This window comes from Paenarthrobacter sp. E2MeOHC11, assembly GCF_058744955.1.
In genome coordinates this window covers 893,023-909,365 of record NZ_CP196673.1, presented here as the reverse complement: position 1 = coordinate 909,365, position 16,343 = coordinate 893,023, and the positions used below count along the sequence as shown (strand labels likewise).

Below are 16,343 nucleotides of genomic sequence, written 5' to 3'. Positions count from 1 at the left end.
CCGACGAATCACCGCGCGCCGGTCAATGTAGCTGCAGGTCAAGGCCTTGCGTGCCGCACTTTGTACCGTTGATCGTTGGGCGATAAGGTATTGCCAGACCGTTTTGCAGAGGGCGGCCCTTTTCGCTCCTTTGCTGTCTGCTGGGGACGCATTTCAGTCAGTAGGAACGTGCATGGTCAACCCCCGCCCTGAGCAGGAAGCTCTCCAGAATGGCTACTTTTTGGATCTGGTCCTGGGCAGCGAAGACGTTGAGGCATTTCTCAGCGATCTAGCGGCTTTCTCAGCCGAGAGCCTCTCGCATCCTGACGCCACCGTCTTCTGCGGTATCACCGTTCTTCGCCGTAAGAAGTCCGCTACTGCGGCCAGCAGTGATGATCGTGCCCGCGTGATGGACGAACTTCAAAACGACTTTGAGGGTCCGTGCCTGACGGCCATGGACAAGCTGACCGCCGTCCTGGTGCCGGATCTGCTGCGAGAGCATCGCTGGCCGGACTATGTCGAAGCTGCGTCGCACCAAGGGCTGCGGTCCATCCTCAGCGTCCCGCTCCTTGTGGAGGGCGACACCCGTGCAGCCCTGAACCTCTACTCGGAGCTGACCAACGCGTTCAGTGAGTCCGATGTGGAACACGCCGAGGTCTTCGCGTCGCATGCCTCCAAATCCCTGCGTCTTGCCCTGAAGATCGCCCAGCTCAGCGATGCCCGGAACGACCTCGCAGCAGCCATGCAGTCCCGCACCGTGATCGACCTCGCGGTCGGAGCGATCATGGCGCAGAACAAATGCACCCAGGAAGAGGCCTTCACCATCCTTCGCACGGCCTCCAGCAACCGCAACATCAAGCTGCGGCACCTGGCGAAGTCGATCATCGCGGCTGTTTCTTCGGGGAAGGTCACGACGCACTTCGAGGAGTAGGGATTTTCTGCCGGAGGAGCGCTTTTTAAAGCTGAAGAACGTCGGGGTTGTGAATACCCCGACGTTCTTCCTCAAGCGTTTTTTGCTTATTTGCTGCTGCTGGATCCTGAGCAGGATGCCATTGCTGCCTTGCCCGAACCCGTATTCTTTGAGACGCTCGTCCCGTCGACGAGTATTTCGCACGTAACCGAGGATTCGGCGCTGAAATCTCCGGAAACGGTCAGCGAGGAAATGCCGAACCCAGTCGTCGTGATTTCTTTCTTCCAGTCGGCGGTGATGTCCTCGTTGGAGGAGCCGTCGCCGTTCCAGTAACTTACATGCGCAGGTCCGGTGGTGGTCACCACGTACTCGACCCTGTGCTCCTTGTTCAGCGATTCACTGACGCTGTTCGCTGCGGCCGCAATGATAGAAGTCACGATGATGGCGATGATGACCGAGACAACACCCAGGATCAGGCCTGTGATGGAGGTGCCCTTTTTGGTGAACTTGCGAGTCAGGCCGATAATACCGAAGATCACGGCGAGTGGACCCAGAATGAACGCAATGAAGCCCACGATCGGAATGATGGCGAAGACAACGGCCACGATGCCGAGAACAAGCGCCGTCGTTCCGAAGCCATTGCTTTTCAGGGGTTGGTTGTAACTGGGGTCCATGGGGCCGGGGGCCACAGGAGGGGAATACGGTTCACTCATGTCCATACCTTTGCTTGATGCGATGCGAGATGAAGCGCCGTTGTTCGGGATTGGCAGGAGGCAAGTGAATGCTCGTTCCCCCAAACAACGGCGACATCAGTGTAAGCAAAGGTAGATGAACCCTCAGACAATTTTGAAGACGGCACACGGATTGTGTCCATTCTGCAATTTCTTGCACGTACTAACGATAGAGAAGACTCAATTCCATGAGCCCATTCACTCAGAATGTCGTGTTTGAAGGGATCACGTTGACCTTCCATATATGCTCCTCAGAGGGCCTGAATGGGGGGCTCTTTTTGACTGGTCCTTAAGGGGAAAATTGAACATCTACAACTCGCCAAGCAACTGGCCAGCGCCGCCGCCAGGATGGCAACCCCATGAGGGCTGGCATCCGGATCCTGCATGGGGTCCCGCTCCGCCGGGTCACCAATTTTGGATCGAAGTTCCGGATGCTCCCGAGCCACCAAGCAGGACCTTGACCACAACGGCGCTTGTCCTGGCTGCGGTGGCCTTAGTCTTGTTTTGGATCCCGGTGCTCAATGTCGTGGGCATCCTGTTGGGTTTGGCTGCAGCTACCCTCGGCGTTATCTCACTGGTGACCGGTAGTCGGTCAAGATCCGGGACCAACGGCTTGGCCATTACCGCAGTAGCGATTGGTGGGTTCGCTGTAGTGGGCGCGATCGCTGTGCTGTCCGTCTATTCGTCGAACGGCAGCGGAAACACCAGCGCAAGCGTTTCGAAAGATACACACAGCCCGGCGGCGTCAGGTACACCGTCGGCCAGTCCGACCCCTTCGGCATCACCGAGTCCTAAGGAGACGTCAGCTACGCCGGGTTCCGCAGCGAGTCCGCACCCCGTCGGAACCACTGCCGTCGTTGGTAAGGAGTACCAAGTTGCCATTGTGGGTGTAAAGCTCAACGCAACTGACGAGGTTGTTTCGAACAATATGTTTAATGACCCTCCCGAGGGGCAGTACGTCTTGGTTGACGTCGCTGTGACCTATGTCGGTAAGGAGGAAGGGACACCGTGGATCGACCTTTCGCCCACGTTCGTAGGCACGGACGCACGCCAGTACGATGCTGGCCGTTGTGGTGCATCGCTGAAAAACAGTGCGCTGCAGGTGCCTACCTTGGAACCAGGCGGAAGCGCCACCTATCAAGTGTGCATGGACGTACCCGTAGGTGCCGTGAATGAGGGCAAGATCTTTGTCGAGGAGGGTCTTTCCTTCAATAGCAAAGCCAGAACATACTGGGCGCTGGGCTAGGAGAATTTCTCCAGCAGAATCTCACTGCGCGGCGTCGGCGACCACCAAGCGCTCCCGAAGCTGCGCGATGGTGGCCTCGGAAAGCCCGGCACGTCGGACAGGTTCCAGCACACTTCCATGCCGCTCAATCAGCAGAGCTTGCATGGTCTCCATCGACTCAGCGTGGGCGCCCATCATGGCGCCCATGCCCTTGATGGCTTCCTCGTCCAGAACACGGTCCGGCATGAGCTCGCCCATAATCGCCCTGAGTCGCGGGAACAGCTGTGGCAGGCGGGTGGCTGTCACGGCGTAGTCGGCGGAAATGGTCGCGGGTGCAGCGCCGAGGGCGGACAGCACGACGGCGGCAAACACTCCCGTACGATCCTTGCCGGCCGCACAATGGAAGACGGTTGCGCCGTCCGCCATGGCTACGAGCGTGACGCCAAGGGCGAGCTGCCGCGCCTGGGTCTCGAGGAGGTTCGCGTACCAAGCGCCAACCTGTGCAGGAGTAGTGGCGGCCGTCATCATGTCGTGGCTGATGGTCTCGGGGGATGCGACGGAAGCCGTCAACGCGAGGTGGTGGTAGCTGACACCGGCAACGGTCAACGGACCTCGTCCCGTGAAGAGTGCCTCCTCGGGTGAGCGAAGGTCGATAACTGACGTGACGCCGTCGTCGATCATTTGCTGGGCGAAAGCGGCGGGCATTACCGAGAGATCATCGCTGCGGAGCAGCACGCCCGAGCGGGTGGTGCCACCGGAAACGGGGAGGCCACCCAGATCGCGAAGATTGACGGGGGAGAGGTCCAGAGTTTCCAAGAGAGTTCCTAGCTGGCTTGCGCGGCTGACGGCGCTGGCCCGGTAGTCGGTGAGCGGCACGCGTAATGTTACATGCGCAATGTGGGAGCCCCCTCCGAGTTGTCGCCCCCGAAAGTCCGCCCTGTGACCCCGTTTCGTGACCCGAGGCAACAATGGAGCAGACTGGGTTGGGTGACCGCCAACAAACCCCGCCCCGGCCTCGCGATCGCCGCACTGAGCCTCGGGACGGCGCTGAATCCGCTGAACTCGTCCATGATCGCCGTCGCATTGGTGGTCCTGAGGGAGCACTTCGAGCTCGACGTCGCCACCGTCACCTGGGTCATCACCTCGTTCTACCTCGCGTCCGCCGCCGGCCAGCCGCTGATGGGCCGGCTCGCCGACCGTTTCGGCCCGCGCCGCCTGTTCATGTTCGGCATGGCTTTGGTCGCTGTCACCTGCGCCATCGCTCCGTTCCTGCCCAACTTCGCGCTGGTCTGCGTGGCCCGCGCGCTCATGGCTGTAGGGACCGCGACGGCGTACCCGTCCGCCGTCGTGATGGTCACCGAGCTGAGCCGGTTGGCTGACGTGCCGTCCACGCGGCCGTTGGGCCGGATCCAGATGGCGAACACCTCTGCCGCTGCCGTCGGACCTGTAGTGGGTGGGCTGTTGGTGAGCCTGGTCGGTTGGCAGGCGCTCTTCGCGATCAACGTACCTATCGCTTTGCTCGCCATGATCGTGGTCTACAAGGTAGCGCCCATCGATTCCGGGCGCGAGACCGGCAGGCTTGGCCAACTGATCCGCGATTCCGACATCCCCGGCATCCTCGCCTTCGTCACCTCGCTGATGCTGGCCATGATGGCGCTGCTCAATGTCATGCCCGGTTACCGCTGGTACCTGCTGGGCGCCGCAACGGTGATCGGCGCGCTCTTCGCCTGGCGCGAGCTGCGCTTCCAGCCGCCGTTCCTGGACCTTCGCTTGCTGGGCCGGAACCGACCGCTGCTGCTGGTCTACCTGCTGTTCGTCGTGTTCAGCGGGGTCTACTACTTCGCGTTCTTTGGCCTTCCGCAGTTGCTGCAGGAGGCAGGCCATTACGACGCCGGTGTAGTCGGCTTGCTGATGCTGCCCCTTGCAGCGTTGTCGGTGGTGGTGACGCCACTGACGGTGCGGTTCATTGAGCGGTTCGGCGTGCGTCCTGTGCTGATCACCGGCGTTCTGATCCTGACCCTTGCCGCGGGAACGCTCGGTTTCCTGACCATGACTTTGTGGGCGCCGCTGGTGTTCGTGCTCACCGCGTTGATGGGCGTTCCCTATGGCGTGGTGAGCACCGCGTCCAACCAAGGGCTGTACGTTTCTGCAAGGCCCGAGGAAAGGGGAGTGGCGGCCGGCATCTTCCAGACGTGCCGCTACCTCGGTGCGATCACTGCGACCGTGTTGATCGGCGTGCTCTACGGCCCGGGCGTGAACCAGGCGAACTGGGGCATCATGGTCCTGGTGATGCTGGGGCTCAGTGCCGTGGTGCTGGTGCTGGCTGTCATGTGGCGGAAGCCCGCGGTTTAGGGATTCAGCGGGATCAGCAGCGCCGCTGCGCCTGCGATCGACAGGGCTGCGCGCAGGTGGTTGGCCGGAACCCAGCCCCGCAGGTACGGGTTCCAATCCTGGCTGGAGCCTTGGGCCAAGCGGTTGTTGAGCGGCACGTTGATCGCCATGGTGGAGAGAAACCCAGCCAGGCAGGCCGCAGCGCCTGCCACCCGAAGCGGCGGCTGGCTGCCGGGATCGACGACGGCGGCAATCACCACGCCAGCGGAGGCGGCGGCCGAGCCGAAGAACAGGATCATGAACGGTGGGGTTACCGCCTTCTGGTTGATGGCGTTCATAGCCGCAACCGCGTCGCTTGCCGGCCGCATCCGGAGTGCGGGCATCACGAGTGCGGAGAAGGCGAAGTAGAAACCGCCCACCAGGGCCGAACCCGTTCCGGCTGCTACGGGAAGCCAAGTGCTCAAAGTTGTCATGCCTCAAGCCTGCCCTCGCCGGAGTGGACGATGAATAGTCAAGGATCCACTTTTCATACGCAGACGTCTAAGCTGACCGCATGGATCCTCTATCGCAGTTCCTGACTGGCCCACGGGCGCAGGCGGCATTTGCCCTCCGCGTGGTGATGGATCCACCCTTCGCCATTGACGTCCAGGACCAGGCCGCCCTGACGGTGATCGTCGTGGTGCGCGGGGAAGCGTGGATCACTGCGGACGGTGCTGAACCTCAACTCCTCCGGCAGGGTCGGGCTGCGACAGTACGCGGGCCGGAGCCCTATATCGTTGCTGATGCTCCCGGCAGGGAACCCACGGTGGTTATCGATGCCGACCAGTCATGCCGCACCCCCAGTGGCGAAAAGTTGGAGCTCACATTCTCCCGAGGTGTGTTGACGTGGGGCAACAGTGCCGTCGGCGAAACCGTCCTGTTGATCGGCACGTACCAGTCACCGGCGGCCGTGGGCCAGTTGGTCACGTCAGTGCTGCCCCGACTGGCGGTCTTCGCGGAGGGAGACCTCGACGGCGGCCTGTTGGGTATGTTGGAACGCGAACTCACGCAACAACGGCCTGGACAGGTAAGCGCGCTGGACAGGCTGTTGGATCTTCTCCTGCTGAACCTTGTGCGTGCCTGCGTGGAGCGGGGGGACGCACCTCAGGGACCGTGGGCGCATGCGTCCCGCGAACCCGTGGTTGCCCGGGCCCTCGAACTCCTGCACCAGGAGCCGGCGGCGCCGTGGACCGTGGCCGGGTTGGCGCTCAGGTGCCACGTCTCCAGGGCCACCATGGCCGCCCGCTTCCGTGCCGCCGTCGGGCAGTCACCCATGGCCTATCTCAGCGCATGGCGACTGGCGCTGGCCGCCGACAGGTTAGCCTCCAGCAATGCGACCACCGCAGTCATCGCGGAGGAGGTTGGCTACAGCAATGCCTTCACGTTCAGTACTGCGTTTTCGCGGGAATACGGCGTCAGTCCGAGCGGATACCGGCGGTCTTCACGGGCGGCAAGCAGCCGAACCGAAGACGCCGGTAAATCATCTGCCGGGGACCGACGCCGGTGAGCGTCGCGAAATGTAGCATCTGAGGGAGACGGCCAACAACCGTGCACTTCGGAGAAAGCGGAACACCATGTCACCCAGTCCCGATGGAATCGCCACTACCGTCAGTAAGACGTTCAGCCGCACCACCCAGGTGTCCACCACCGTCAACGCCAGCCCAGCCACCGTGTGGAAGTTGCTGACCACGGCGTCGGATTATCCGCGGTGGAACTCCACGATTGTTTCGGTGGAGGGCGAGATCAAGCCCGGATCCACCATTCAGTTGGTCTCCACACTGGATCCCAACCGTACGTTTAAGCTCAAGGTCAAAGAGTTCGAACCGTCCAGTCGGCTGGCCTGGGGTGACGCGATGGGCACCCGCGTCTACACGCTTACGGAAACCAATGGCGGAGGGACCCTGTTCGAGATGAACGAACGCATCGGCGGGCCGATATTCCCGCTGTTCGCCAATAAGATCCCGTCGTTCGACGCCAGCTTTGAACAGTTTGCCGCCGACCTGAAAGCTGCCGCCGAGAACTGACTTCAGCTGCGGGGCCTCTTGACTAAACATTGACTAAATAACTGAGTGCACTCATAATTGAGTCAAGTCAGTAAATTAGTCATTGGAGAACCCCCATGAGAGCCTTCGTCCTCAATCAGTACAAGGAACCCCTTCAGCAGATCGATGTCCCGGAGCCGGTGCTCGGCGACCATGATGTGCTGGTTAAGGTTCACGCAGCTGGCTTGAACCAGCTGGACGAGAAGATCCGGTTGGGCGAGTTCAAGCAGATCCTCCCGTACAAGCTGCCGCAGATTCTTGGCCATGATGTTGCCGGTGTGGTCCTAAAGGTGGGGCCCAAGGTGCGGTCCTTCACTCCCGGCGACGAGGTCTTTGCACGCCCCGGCAAAGACAGCATCGGCACGTTCGCGGAGCGCATTGCCGTCGCGGAGGAGGACCTGGCCATCAAACCGGCCACCGTCAGCATGGAGGAAGCGGGCTCGCTTCCGCTGGTGGCTTTGACGGCGTGGCAGGCCCTGGTGGAGCGCGGAAACGTTGGCCCCGGCCAGAAAGTACTCGTCCATGCCGGCGCCGGGGGCGTGGGCTCCATTGCCATCCAGCTGGCTAAGTACTTGGGTGCGACGGTAGCCACCACCGTCAGCGCGGGGAACAAGGACTTTGTTCGTGAGCTCGGCGCTGATGTGGTGATTGATTACCGCACCGAGGACTTCGTGGAGATCCTTCACGACTACGACCTCGTCCTGGACAGCCTCGGCGGTGAGAACCTGGAGCGGTCCCTGAAGGTCTTGAAGAAGGGCGGCACGGCTATCGGCATCGCTGGTCCGCCGGACGCCGGATTTGCCAGGCAGCTGGGTGGAAACCCTGTGCTGCTGGGTGTGATGACCCTGCTGAGCTCGGGTATCCGGCGCAAGGCCCGCCGCTTGGGCGTCACCTACGAGTTCCTTTTCATGCGCGCCGATGGCGGCCAGCTGAGGGAAATTGCTGCGCTCATCGATTCCGGCCACATCAAGCCGGTCCTGGGTCGCGTGGTGCCGTTCGACCAGACGGCCGATGTCCTTGCTGCCCTCGAAAAGGGCGGCGTCCGCGGCAAGACCGTCGTTAGCCATCTCTAGCCCCAAACCAACACCCCCGACAGGACCAACACCATGAGCAGTGAACAACAGTCGTATGTGCAAGTTCCAGCGAAGACAGTGACGGCGGGCGGCGTCACGTACGCGTACCGGGAGATGGGGCCCAAAGGCGGGGTTCCGGTGGTCTTCCTGATTCACCTTGCGGGGACTATGGACAATTGGGATCCGCGGATCATCGATCCCATCGCCGCGAAGCACCACGTCATCACCTTCAGCAATCGGGGAGTGGGCGCGTCCACGGGAAGTGTTCCGGAAAGCATCGACAGCATGGCCGACGACGCCGCGACCTTCATCCAGGCGCTGGGATATCAACAGGTGGATCTCTTCGGCTTTTCGCTGGGCGGCATGATCGCACAGTTGCTGGTCCTCAAGCACCCAACCCTGGTCCGGAAGCTGGTGCTGGCCGGTACGGGCCCTGCCGGTGGGGACGGCATCCAGAAGATCATGGGAACCACGTACTACGACATGCTCCGCGCCACCCTCACCAGGCAGGACCCCAAAGAGTTCCTCTTCTTCAACAGGAACGCCGCCGGTAAGCCTGCCGCGCGAGCCTTCATCAATCGGCTCAAAGAACGCACCACCAACCGCGAAGCGCCCATCAAGCTCGGCGCATTCCAGACGCAACTGAAAGCCATCCGCCGGTGGGGACTGTCGCCGTCGGCCGATTTGGGCGTCATCACCCAGCCGACGCTGATCGCCAACGGCGACAACGACCGCATGGTGCCGTCCAAGCTATCCGGCGACATGCACAGGCGCATTCCCGGCAGCGAACTGGTCATCTACCCCGACTCCGGGCATGGTGGCATCTTCCAGTTCCATGACAGGTTCGTCCTGGTAGCCCTTGAATTCCTGAGCCGCTGATGCCTCCAGCCGCTGAAGCTCCTGCCCGCTGATACGGTAGCTGAATGCAGCCTGCGCCCCAGACCCTTGGCCGACGTGAGCGGAATAAGCAGGAGAAGCTTGACCGCATCACCGCCGCCGCCCGTGAGCTTTTCACGCAGTACGGCGTGGATGAGGTCACCACCCAGCAAGTAGCTGAGAAGGCCGACGTCGGATCGGGAACCTTGTTCCTCTACGCCAAGACCAAGGCGGAGCTACTGCTGCTGGTGCACAACGTGAAATACGCTGGAGCGCTCGCCTCGGGCGTCGAAGCCGCTTCCAAGGAAAAGGCTGTGCTCGACGCAGTGATGGCCATCATCCGTCCCATCGTCGAGTGCAACCGCGTGCAGATTGAGAACGGCCGCACGTACCTGAAGGAAATCGTATTCGGGGATCCCGCCGAGCCGCACCACGCAGAGGCTTTGTCTCTCACCATGCGCACAGAAGAAGCCATCGCCGAGATCCTTGGCGGGGACGAGCAGTTGCTTGCCCGCGATCCGGCGAAGCTGGCACGGATCGTCTCCTCGATCATGTTCATCAGCATGACGTCCTCGGCCACCATTGGACTCACAGACGCCCAGGTCGGCGACGAGATCCGGGATCAGATCAACGTGCTCCTGGGCGCCTGACTTTTAGCTGCCTTGCCGGTTGAGGAACTCCTCGTGCTGGCGGTGCGCTTCGGTCACTTGCTCGCGGATCTTGTCCACGTCCTTGGCCTTGTTCCGATACTTGAGCGGCATCTGGACGATCTGCGCCTCTTCGGCCGTCAGCGCGCGGTAAATGCGTTCGCGCTCGTTGGCGTCAGCGGTGTAGTCGAGGTCCAGGTAATCGACGGCGTGCCGGCGGGCGTTGTTGATGGCGGTCTGGGCCTTGCCCGCAGGGCTGATCAGTGAAAGCACCACCGTGACGACCAAGACGCCGATGATGACGCTCAAGGAGAGGCCGGTGGTGATCTCGATGACGTTCACGTGCTCGCCGTCGTTGATGAACGGCAGGTTGTTCTCGTGCAGGGCGTGCAGGATCAGCTTGACGCCGATGAACGCGAGGATCGCTGCCAGGCCGTAGGAGAGGTAGATGAGGCGGTCCAGCAGGCCGTCGATCAGGAAGTAGAGCTGACGGAGGCCCATCAGGGAGAACGCCGTGGCGGTGAAGACGATGAAGACGTTCTGGGTAAGGCCGAAGATCGCCGGGATCGAGTCGAGCGCGAAGAGGATGTCGGTGCCGCCGATGGCCACCATCACCAGCAGCATGGGAGTCAGGGCACGCTTGCCGTTGACCATGGTGAAGAGCTTGTCGCCGTCGTACTTATCCGTGGTGTGGAAGAGTTTTTTGGCGAGCCGAATGATGAAGTTGTTCGCCTGGCCGTCCCCGTGGTCGCCGGGCTTGAGCAGGTTGCCTGCTGTTAGCAGCAGGATGAGGCCGAAGATGTAGAAGACCCACGCGAACGAGTTGATCAGCGCGGCGCCCAGGAAAATGAAGCCGGTGCGGGCGATCAGGGAGAACACGATGCCGAAGAGCAGGACCTTCTGCTGATCCTCACGCGGCACCCGGAAGCTCGCCATGATGATCAGGAACACGAACAGGTTGTCGACCGAGAGGGCCTTCTCCGTGATGTAGCCGGCGAAGTACTCGGACCCCATCTGGCCGCCGCCGAAGATCAGGACCAGGACTCCGAACAGCACAGCCAGGCCCACGTAGATGGACGACCAGATGGCCGCTTCCTTGAGTGAGGGGACGTGGGCCTTCCGGATGTGGAAGAAGTAGTCGAAGGCCAAGAGCGCCAGAATGACGACGATGGTGATGCCCCAGATGAGGGGAGAGACAGTCATATGATCCTGCTTTCGTGAGGCGCGCGAGTGGTGTTGCTCACCGAGGGTCAAACTCTTTGTCTAAATTTACCGGGAGTGGTGGGGCGGGTGGTAACCGAATGGCAGGATCTTTATTCAAGGGGCTAACCCCGGAGCGTCCACTCGTCCTGGTTGTGCTCCCGATGCCAGTGTTGACGAGGCTCCCCGGATTCACGGACGACGTCGTTGAGCCAGAACGTGGTGTCGGGGTTCCAGCCGGCGATGACACTCGCCGTTCCCTCGGCCGGGTCCACTTCAAGTGCGCGGCCTGCCAAGTGCAGGTAACCAGCGACGGTGAGGTGGACAGCATCCCATCGTGAGCTTGCCCTTTCCCAGTCAGGGATGACCCAATGTCCGTCCCGGCCCGTCGTGCGGAACCAGTCGTGTCTGCGGGATGCGGTGACTTTCAATGGGAATTCCCGGCATAGCTGGATCCAATCCGCAGCTGTCCCGATCTCCAGGATCTGTCCGGTTCCGGCGACCGGGATGGCGGTGGCGTTCTCCCATCCCAGCGAGTCCTCCACCAGATCCAGGCCCTGGGGAATCTGCCCCGTGGACTGCATGAGGTTGTGGGGTATTGACCACCACTCGCCTCCCACGTTGGCCCTGATGTCTGCACGGTGTTCCCTCGCAGCACGGACCTCCCCGGCCCTTTGGTTGCGCGCCCACTCTGCCAGCTTCTGTCGGGGATTTCCGGCGAGTGGCGCAGGGTCTCCCGCCGAACGCCAATCGATGCTCCACTGCCTCACCTCAGCCTCGCGGGTCCACGATTCTGCGGCAGATGTCCCGAGAACGCCCTCCGCGACGTGGCATAGGGCATTCGTTGTATCGGGCGCGGCGGCAAGAACGTCCTCGCCGTCCGGTTCCTGCCAATACCGGGCGGTATCAACGGCCCGCTCCAAAGCGTTCTGAACCAGCTGGTTGGTGATGCCCTTGAGATCCAAGGACGTGATCAATGCTGCGAGCTCATTCACAGTCGGCTCTGGCGGGGGAGGCGGCACCTCGCCCGAGGGAGACATGGTCAACATCCTCCGCGACCTGCCTGCCCCAGGATCGAGTTTGTATCCGAGGTGGAAGACGGCGATCCGGATCTCTTGGTCCATTTCCATCGCCAGTTCAAGGCACAGGCGGCGGCCTCGGGGGCCCTGCAGCAGTGAATCCATGGCGCTAAAGGGCTCTGCGAAGGCGTATGCCTCCGCTCACGTTAGCCAGCCGCGGCTTCGCGTACAGCCATACGACAACACCGAACAGCGGCACCACGAAGAACAGCAGAACCCACATGATCCGGGCAATTTGATCGAGACGGTCCTGCCGTAGGACATCGAAGATCGCCCAGATATTCGCTCCCATGACGAATACCGCGGACAGTCCCGCCAGCGACGCCAAGACCCATTCCCAAGCTTCCATGTCATCCCCCTGAGCCAGCAGCTTCCGTACAAAGTAGCACTCGCGCTGCAAACGTACGACGGCGGAGCCCGCCTTCGTGCCGACGGTTCGGCTCTCGCTGTGGTCGCCTCAGACCAGCGCGGTCATGACGTTCCAGATCGGAGAAGGCTCAATGGTGGGCTCTAGCTTTTACGCCTCCTGACGAGCCAACCAGCACCGATGGCCGCCACGACAGGCCCACCCAGAAAACTAAACCACAACGGCAAGAGGGAATCGCCGGGGTCGATTTTCTGCTCATCAATCACGTAGCCGGCGATATTCATGCCAATTATTGCGCCGACAAAGAGGACGCACCCCGCCACGATCAACACGACAGGAGCGTGGGAAAACAGTGATTTCATTTGTTCCTCTCTGACCCCAGTCGACCGCGTCGACGAACCAGCACAACAGGGCCATGAGGTCCTGATGCATGATCGATAATGGTCACGCAGCCGGGAATATTCTGAGCAGATAAAAACGACTCACAGAGGTAAAACCGATGGCCTTAGGTGGTGGCACGGCCGCAAAACCAGGGTTCTCAGGTGACCACCTAAGTGTAACCAGCGAAAAATGAGTGGTTAAAGCGATCGTCTAGGTGGTGACAGCACCCGCCATGTTCATACCTGTGCATTTGGTTGCCACAAACGCACACCCCGCAAGAAACTCCTTGTGGAAACACACTCAATGAGGAGCCCCACTTGCACCCACAACCCATGGCCAGGCGTCTGGCAGCAATCGCCGCATCAGCGGCACTAACAGCAGCAGCACTGGCAACCGGAATCGCAGCCAGCCCAAGCGCAACCGCAGCTGAACTACCATCCCCGCCCACCGGCGTCGTGTATGCCAGCGACGTTCCGTGGGCCAGCATGAGCAACGGTTGGGGACCCGCGGAACTGGACATGAGCAACGGAGGCCAGGCGTTGGGCGACGCCAACCGGAGGCCGCTGACCATCGGCGGCACTGTGTATCCCAAGGGCATTGGCACGCACGCGGCGTCGTCCATTTCCTACAACCTGGGCGGCCAATGCCGGCAGTTCCTGGCGCAGGTGGGCGTGGACGATACCCAGGGAGACCGCGGTCGCGTTGACTTCAAGGTCCTGGTGGACGGGGTGGAACGGTTCGCGGGGGAGCGGAAGGGGACGGACGGGGCCTTGCCCGTCAATGTGAATCTGCTGGGCGGCACCATGCTGCAGCTCAAGGTGGAGACCGGCCCGAAAGGGAACGGCAACGACCACGCCGACTGGGCCGATGCCAAAATCAACTGCTCGGACGCCTACCTCGCGGCACCGCTGCGCGTCGAGGGCTCAGCCGGGACCAACCTCAACGGGCTGGTCCCCGGGACGCCAGCGACCGTCGTCGTGCGTGACCTTAAGCCGCTGAGCCCGGTTAGCCTGAGCCTCCGCGGCGAAAGCGTGGCCGACGCCGTAGCTGACGCCACCGGGGCGGCCACCATCACTTTTGTGGTGCCTACTGGAGCCGCGGGCGGGACTGCTGAACTGGTCGCCACCGGTACTGGGCCGTTCGATATGGCCACGACGGGCAGGATCGGCGCGTTCGTTGTGCAGATCAGCGATGCGAAGTTCTATGTGGATTGCTCGGCTGCTGTTTCCGGTAATGGCAGCCAGGCAAGCCCGTTCAACTCGATCGCCCAGGTGAACGGCCACGGCGCGTTCAATGCTGGCGAGTCGATCCTTTTCCGGGCTGGCACCAACTGCACCGGCGCGCTCACGCCGGCTGGGACCGGCGTCGCCAACCATCCGATCACGCTCTCCTCCTACGGCGAGGGCGATAAGCCGACCATCAACGGCAACGGTGCAGTGGCAGCCATCAAGATCACCAACGCCAGTCATTGGACCGTCAGTGGATTGCGTGTGGTGAACCCGTCGGACACTCCGGTGCGCAGGGTCGGGATTCTCTTCGAGAACAGTGGAACGGCGCAGACTGCCGGGGTCGTGGTCACGGGCAACCACGTGGAGGACGTAGCGGGCTGGCGCAATAAGGCCACGGACGGCGCGGGCTTCGCGCAGTCTGCCGGCATCATGGTGCGCACCTGGGGCAAGGGGTCCGTGGACGGCATCACCATCACCGATAACGAGGTCAACGACGCTGCCGGTGGCGGCGTGAAGATCTCCGCTCCCGATACCACGGAGCGTTACAACACCAAGGTCTACGTTGCACGGAACGAGATCCATGACGTGGGCGGCGACGCGATCGTGATCCATAACTCGGACGCGCCGCTGATCGAACACAACAGGGGTTTGAACCTTGGCCAAGGCGCCCACCCCTACGAGGGCGGCAACTTCGCGGGCATGTGGCCGTACAACTCCAAGAACCCGGTGTTCCAGTTCAACGTGGTGGGCAACAGCACCACCTCCACGTATGACTCCACCGCCTGGGACTGCGACATGAAGATCGTGGGAACCTGCCTGTTCCAGTACAACTACTCGTACGGGAACGCAGGCGGCTTCTACCTCAACTGCGTGTCCAACTGCGGCGGCGGTGCTACGGCGGCGAACGTGGTTCTGCGCTACAACATCGCCCAAGACGACTGCCGTCTGGGCGGCGCCAGCAGCGGTACCGGTAAGCACTTCATTTACAACAACACCTTCTACTGCCCGTCGCGTGTGTTTTTGGATGACATGACCGGCCCACGCGAGGTGCGGAACAACCTGTTTGTGGCACCGGGCGGTTCCTTGAAGGCCGCGTCGGCTGTGTATGCGAACAACGCGTACTTTGGCGGGATCTTGCCGCCGGCTGGGGAGACTGGTTCGGTGCTGGGTGATCCTTTGTTGGTTGCTGGTGGCAGCGGGCAGACGGCGTTGGACGTTCCCGGGTACAGGCTTGCTTCCGGGTCGCCGCTGATTGGTGCCGGCACTGTAGTGGCCGACGACGGCGGCAGGGACTTCTTCGGTAACCCCACCTCGGGTGCCGGTTCCGTTGGGGCACCTGTAGGGGCCTCTGTTGGGGCGCCTGTTGGGGCGCCGAACATAGGCGCTTACCAAGGTGCGGGAGTTGCAGTTTCTCCGTTGCCTTTTGCTTCGTTGGTGAATCAGACCTCCGTGGCGAATGCGGCCAATCCGCGGAATGGGGCTGTTACGTCTGATCGTCGGACGTTCTCTGAGGAGGCTTTGGCTGCTGCCGGGCTTGGCTCGGGCGAGTCGTATTCGTCGTTTGGAGTGTCTTCCGTGTGGCATCCGACGGCTGTGGGTACGCCGGACACTGTGAAGGCTGCGGGTCAGGAAGTGGCTCTTTCGGGCCGCGGTCGGACTTTGCTGGTGACGGGGTTCTCCACGGGCAACGTGTCCTCCGGGGTGGCGACGGTGCACTTCACCAATGGGCAGAAACGCGACGTGGTGCTGTCGCTGCCGAACTGGCGCACCGGAGTGGCCACGGATACATCCATGGTGGTGGCTTCCTCGGCGTACCACCAGCGGCACACGCAGGCTTACATCGGTGGGCCGTCGACGGTGGTGCGGGTGGATGAGCCGGCACGTATCTTTGCAACGAAGATCGACATTCCTCCGGCTTTCGAGGTCTCCAGCGTGACGTTGCCGGAGGGGAGTGCGCTGGTGAATGAGGGGCTGAACATCATGGGTATCGCTGTGGGGAATCTGCCGCCGGGGTTGCGGTAGTTTCCTTGGTTGGTTGAGGTCAGAGTGTGGGATCCGCTGGTGAGGCGGGTCCCACACTTGTTTCATCGTGGGGTGCTGGTGACAGTGGTGCCCGGAAGAGGCCACCCCGGCTCCCTCGAGAACCCCTAGACGCGGCTGGCGGCCACTCATTTTTGGGCTTTTCGGCACTTATTTTCACTCTGGCAGCACCTAGTTCGGAGCACGTCGCCACC

Annotated in this window: 16 protein-coding genes; 9 read left to right on the top strand and 7 right to left on the bottom strand. The window is 61.9% G+C overall.

Annotated features, from left to right (window positions below):
• Positions 1-172: 172 nt before the first annotated feature.
• Positions 173-910: a GAF and ANTAR domain-containing protein gene (locus ACSSVG_RS04180; RefSeq protein WP_231341654.1), complete on the top strand. Its 738-nt coding sequence runs from the start codon at positions 173-175 to the stop codon at positions 908-910.
• Between the two features lie 86 nt (positions 911-996).
• On the opposite strand, the gene ACSSVG_RS04175 is transcribed toward ACSSVG_RS04180, so the two are convergent.
• Positions 997-1,602, bottom strand: a complete 606-nt coding sequence (locus ACSSVG_RS04175) for a hypothetical protein (protein ID WP_492417476.1) — start codon at positions 1,600-1,602, stop codon at positions 997-999.
• Between the two features lie 475 nt (positions 1,603-2,077).
• Between ACSSVG_RS04175 and ACSSVG_RS04170 the strand changes: the two genes are divergently transcribed.
• Entirely contained in the window at positions 2,078-2,866 is a 789-nt protein-coding gene (locus ACSSVG_RS04170; RefSeq protein WP_492417474.1) for a DUF4352 domain-containing protein, read from the top strand.
• Positions 2,867-2,887: 21 nt separating this feature from the next.
• Here the strand turns inward: ACSSVG_RS04170 and ACSSVG_RS04165 are convergent, their stop codons facing one another.
• A complete protein-coding gene (locus tag ACSSVG_RS04165) occupies positions 2,888-3,661 on the bottom strand; it encodes a tyrosine-protein phosphatase (RefSeq protein ID WP_492417472.1) in 774 nt (257 codons plus the stop codon).
• A 171-nt stretch (positions 3,662-3,832) separates the two neighbouring features.
• On the opposite strand from ACSSVG_RS04165, the gene ACSSVG_RS04160 reads away from it, so the two are divergent.
• Complete coding sequence (locus ACSSVG_RS04160; RefSeq protein ID WP_492417470.1) at positions 3,833-5,197, top strand: MFS transporter; 1,365 nt, start codon at positions 3,833-3,835, stop codon at positions 5,195-5,197.
• Here ACSSVG_RS04160 and ACSSVG_RS04155 read toward each other — a convergent pair.
• A complete protein-coding gene (locus tag ACSSVG_RS04155) occupies positions 5,194-5,649 on the bottom strand; it encodes an anthrone oxygenase family protein (RefSeq protein WP_253466963.1) in 456 nt (151 codons plus the stop codon). The genes ACSSVG_RS04160 and ACSSVG_RS04155 overlap by 4 nt on opposite strands.
• Positions 5,650-5,729: 80 nt before the next feature.
• Here ACSSVG_RS04155 and ACSSVG_RS04150 point away from each other — a divergent pair, with 80 nt between their 5' ends.
• The 5 genes from ACSSVG_RS04150 to ACSSVG_RS04130 all read left to right on the top strand — a co-directional run bounded on the left by ACSSVG_RS04150 (position 5,730) and on the right by ACSSVG_RS04130 (position 9,856).
• Positions 5,730-6,722 carry an AraC family transcriptional regulator gene (locus ACSSVG_RS04150; RefSeq protein ID WP_492417468.1) on the top strand — a complete coding sequence of 331 codons (993 nt, stop codon included), beginning with the start codon at positions 5,730-5,732 and terminating at the stop codon, positions 6,720-6,722.
• A gap of 67 nt (positions 6,723-6,789) precedes the next feature.
• Positions 6,790-7,239, top strand: coding sequence for an SRPBCC domain-containing protein (locus tag ACSSVG_RS04145; protein ID WP_492417466.1), 450 nt, complete (start codon positions 6,790-6,792; stop codon positions 7,237-7,239).
• A gap of 95 nt (positions 7,240-7,334) precedes the next feature.
• Positions 7,335-8,330, top strand: a complete 996-nt coding sequence (locus tag ACSSVG_RS04140) for an NADP-dependent oxidoreductase (protein WP_231341664.1) — start codon at positions 7,335-7,337, stop codon at positions 8,328-8,330.
• A gap of 33 nt (positions 8,331-8,363) precedes the next feature.
• Positions 8,364-9,209, top strand: coding sequence for an alpha/beta fold hydrolase (locus tag ACSSVG_RS04135; protein ID WP_492417465.1), 846 nt, complete (start codon positions 8,364-8,366; stop codon positions 9,207-9,209).
• Positions 9,210-9,253: 44 nt separating this feature from the next.
• Positions 9,254-9,856 carry a TetR/AcrR family transcriptional regulator gene (locus tag ACSSVG_RS04130; protein WP_492417463.1) on the top strand — a complete coding sequence of 201 codons (603 nt, stop codon included), beginning with the start codon at positions 9,254-9,256 and terminating at the stop codon, positions 9,854-9,856.
• 3 nt (positions 9,857-9,859) lie between these two features.
• Here the strand turns inward: ACSSVG_RS04130 and ACSSVG_RS04125 are convergent, their stop codons facing one another.
• From ACSSVG_RS04125 to ACSSVG_RS04110, 4 genes are all read right to left on the bottom strand, one after another.
• Entirely contained in the window at positions 9,860-11,056 is a 1,197-nt protein-coding gene (locus ACSSVG_RS04125; RefSeq protein WP_231341667.1) for a TerC family protein, read from the bottom strand.
• A 122-nt stretch (positions 11,057-11,178) separates the two neighbouring features.
• A complete protein-coding gene (locus tag ACSSVG_RS04120) occupies positions 11,179-12,177 on the bottom strand; it encodes a hypothetical protein (protein ID WP_492417461.1) in 999 nt (332 codons plus the stop codon).
• A 64-nt stretch (positions 12,178-12,241) separates the two neighbouring features.
• Complete coding sequence (locus ACSSVG_RS04115) at positions 12,242-12,481, bottom strand: PLDc N-terminal domain-containing protein (RefSeq protein WP_492417459.1); 240 nt, start codon at positions 12,479-12,481, stop codon at positions 12,242-12,244.
• Between the two features lie 161 nt (positions 12,482-12,642).
• Entirely contained in the window at positions 12,643-12,861 is a 219-nt protein-coding gene (locus ACSSVG_RS04110; RefSeq protein ID WP_492417457.1) for a hypothetical protein, read from the bottom strand.
• Between the two features lie 336 nt (positions 12,862-13,197).
• Between ACSSVG_RS04110 and ACSSVG_RS04105 the strand changes: the two genes are divergently transcribed.
• Positions 13,198-16,131: an NPCBM/NEW2 domain-containing protein gene (locus tag ACSSVG_RS04105; protein ID WP_492417455.1), complete on the top strand. Its 2,934-nt coding sequence runs from the start codon at positions 13,198-13,200 to the stop codon at positions 16,129-16,131.
• Positions 16,132-16,343: the final 212 nt, after the last annotated feature.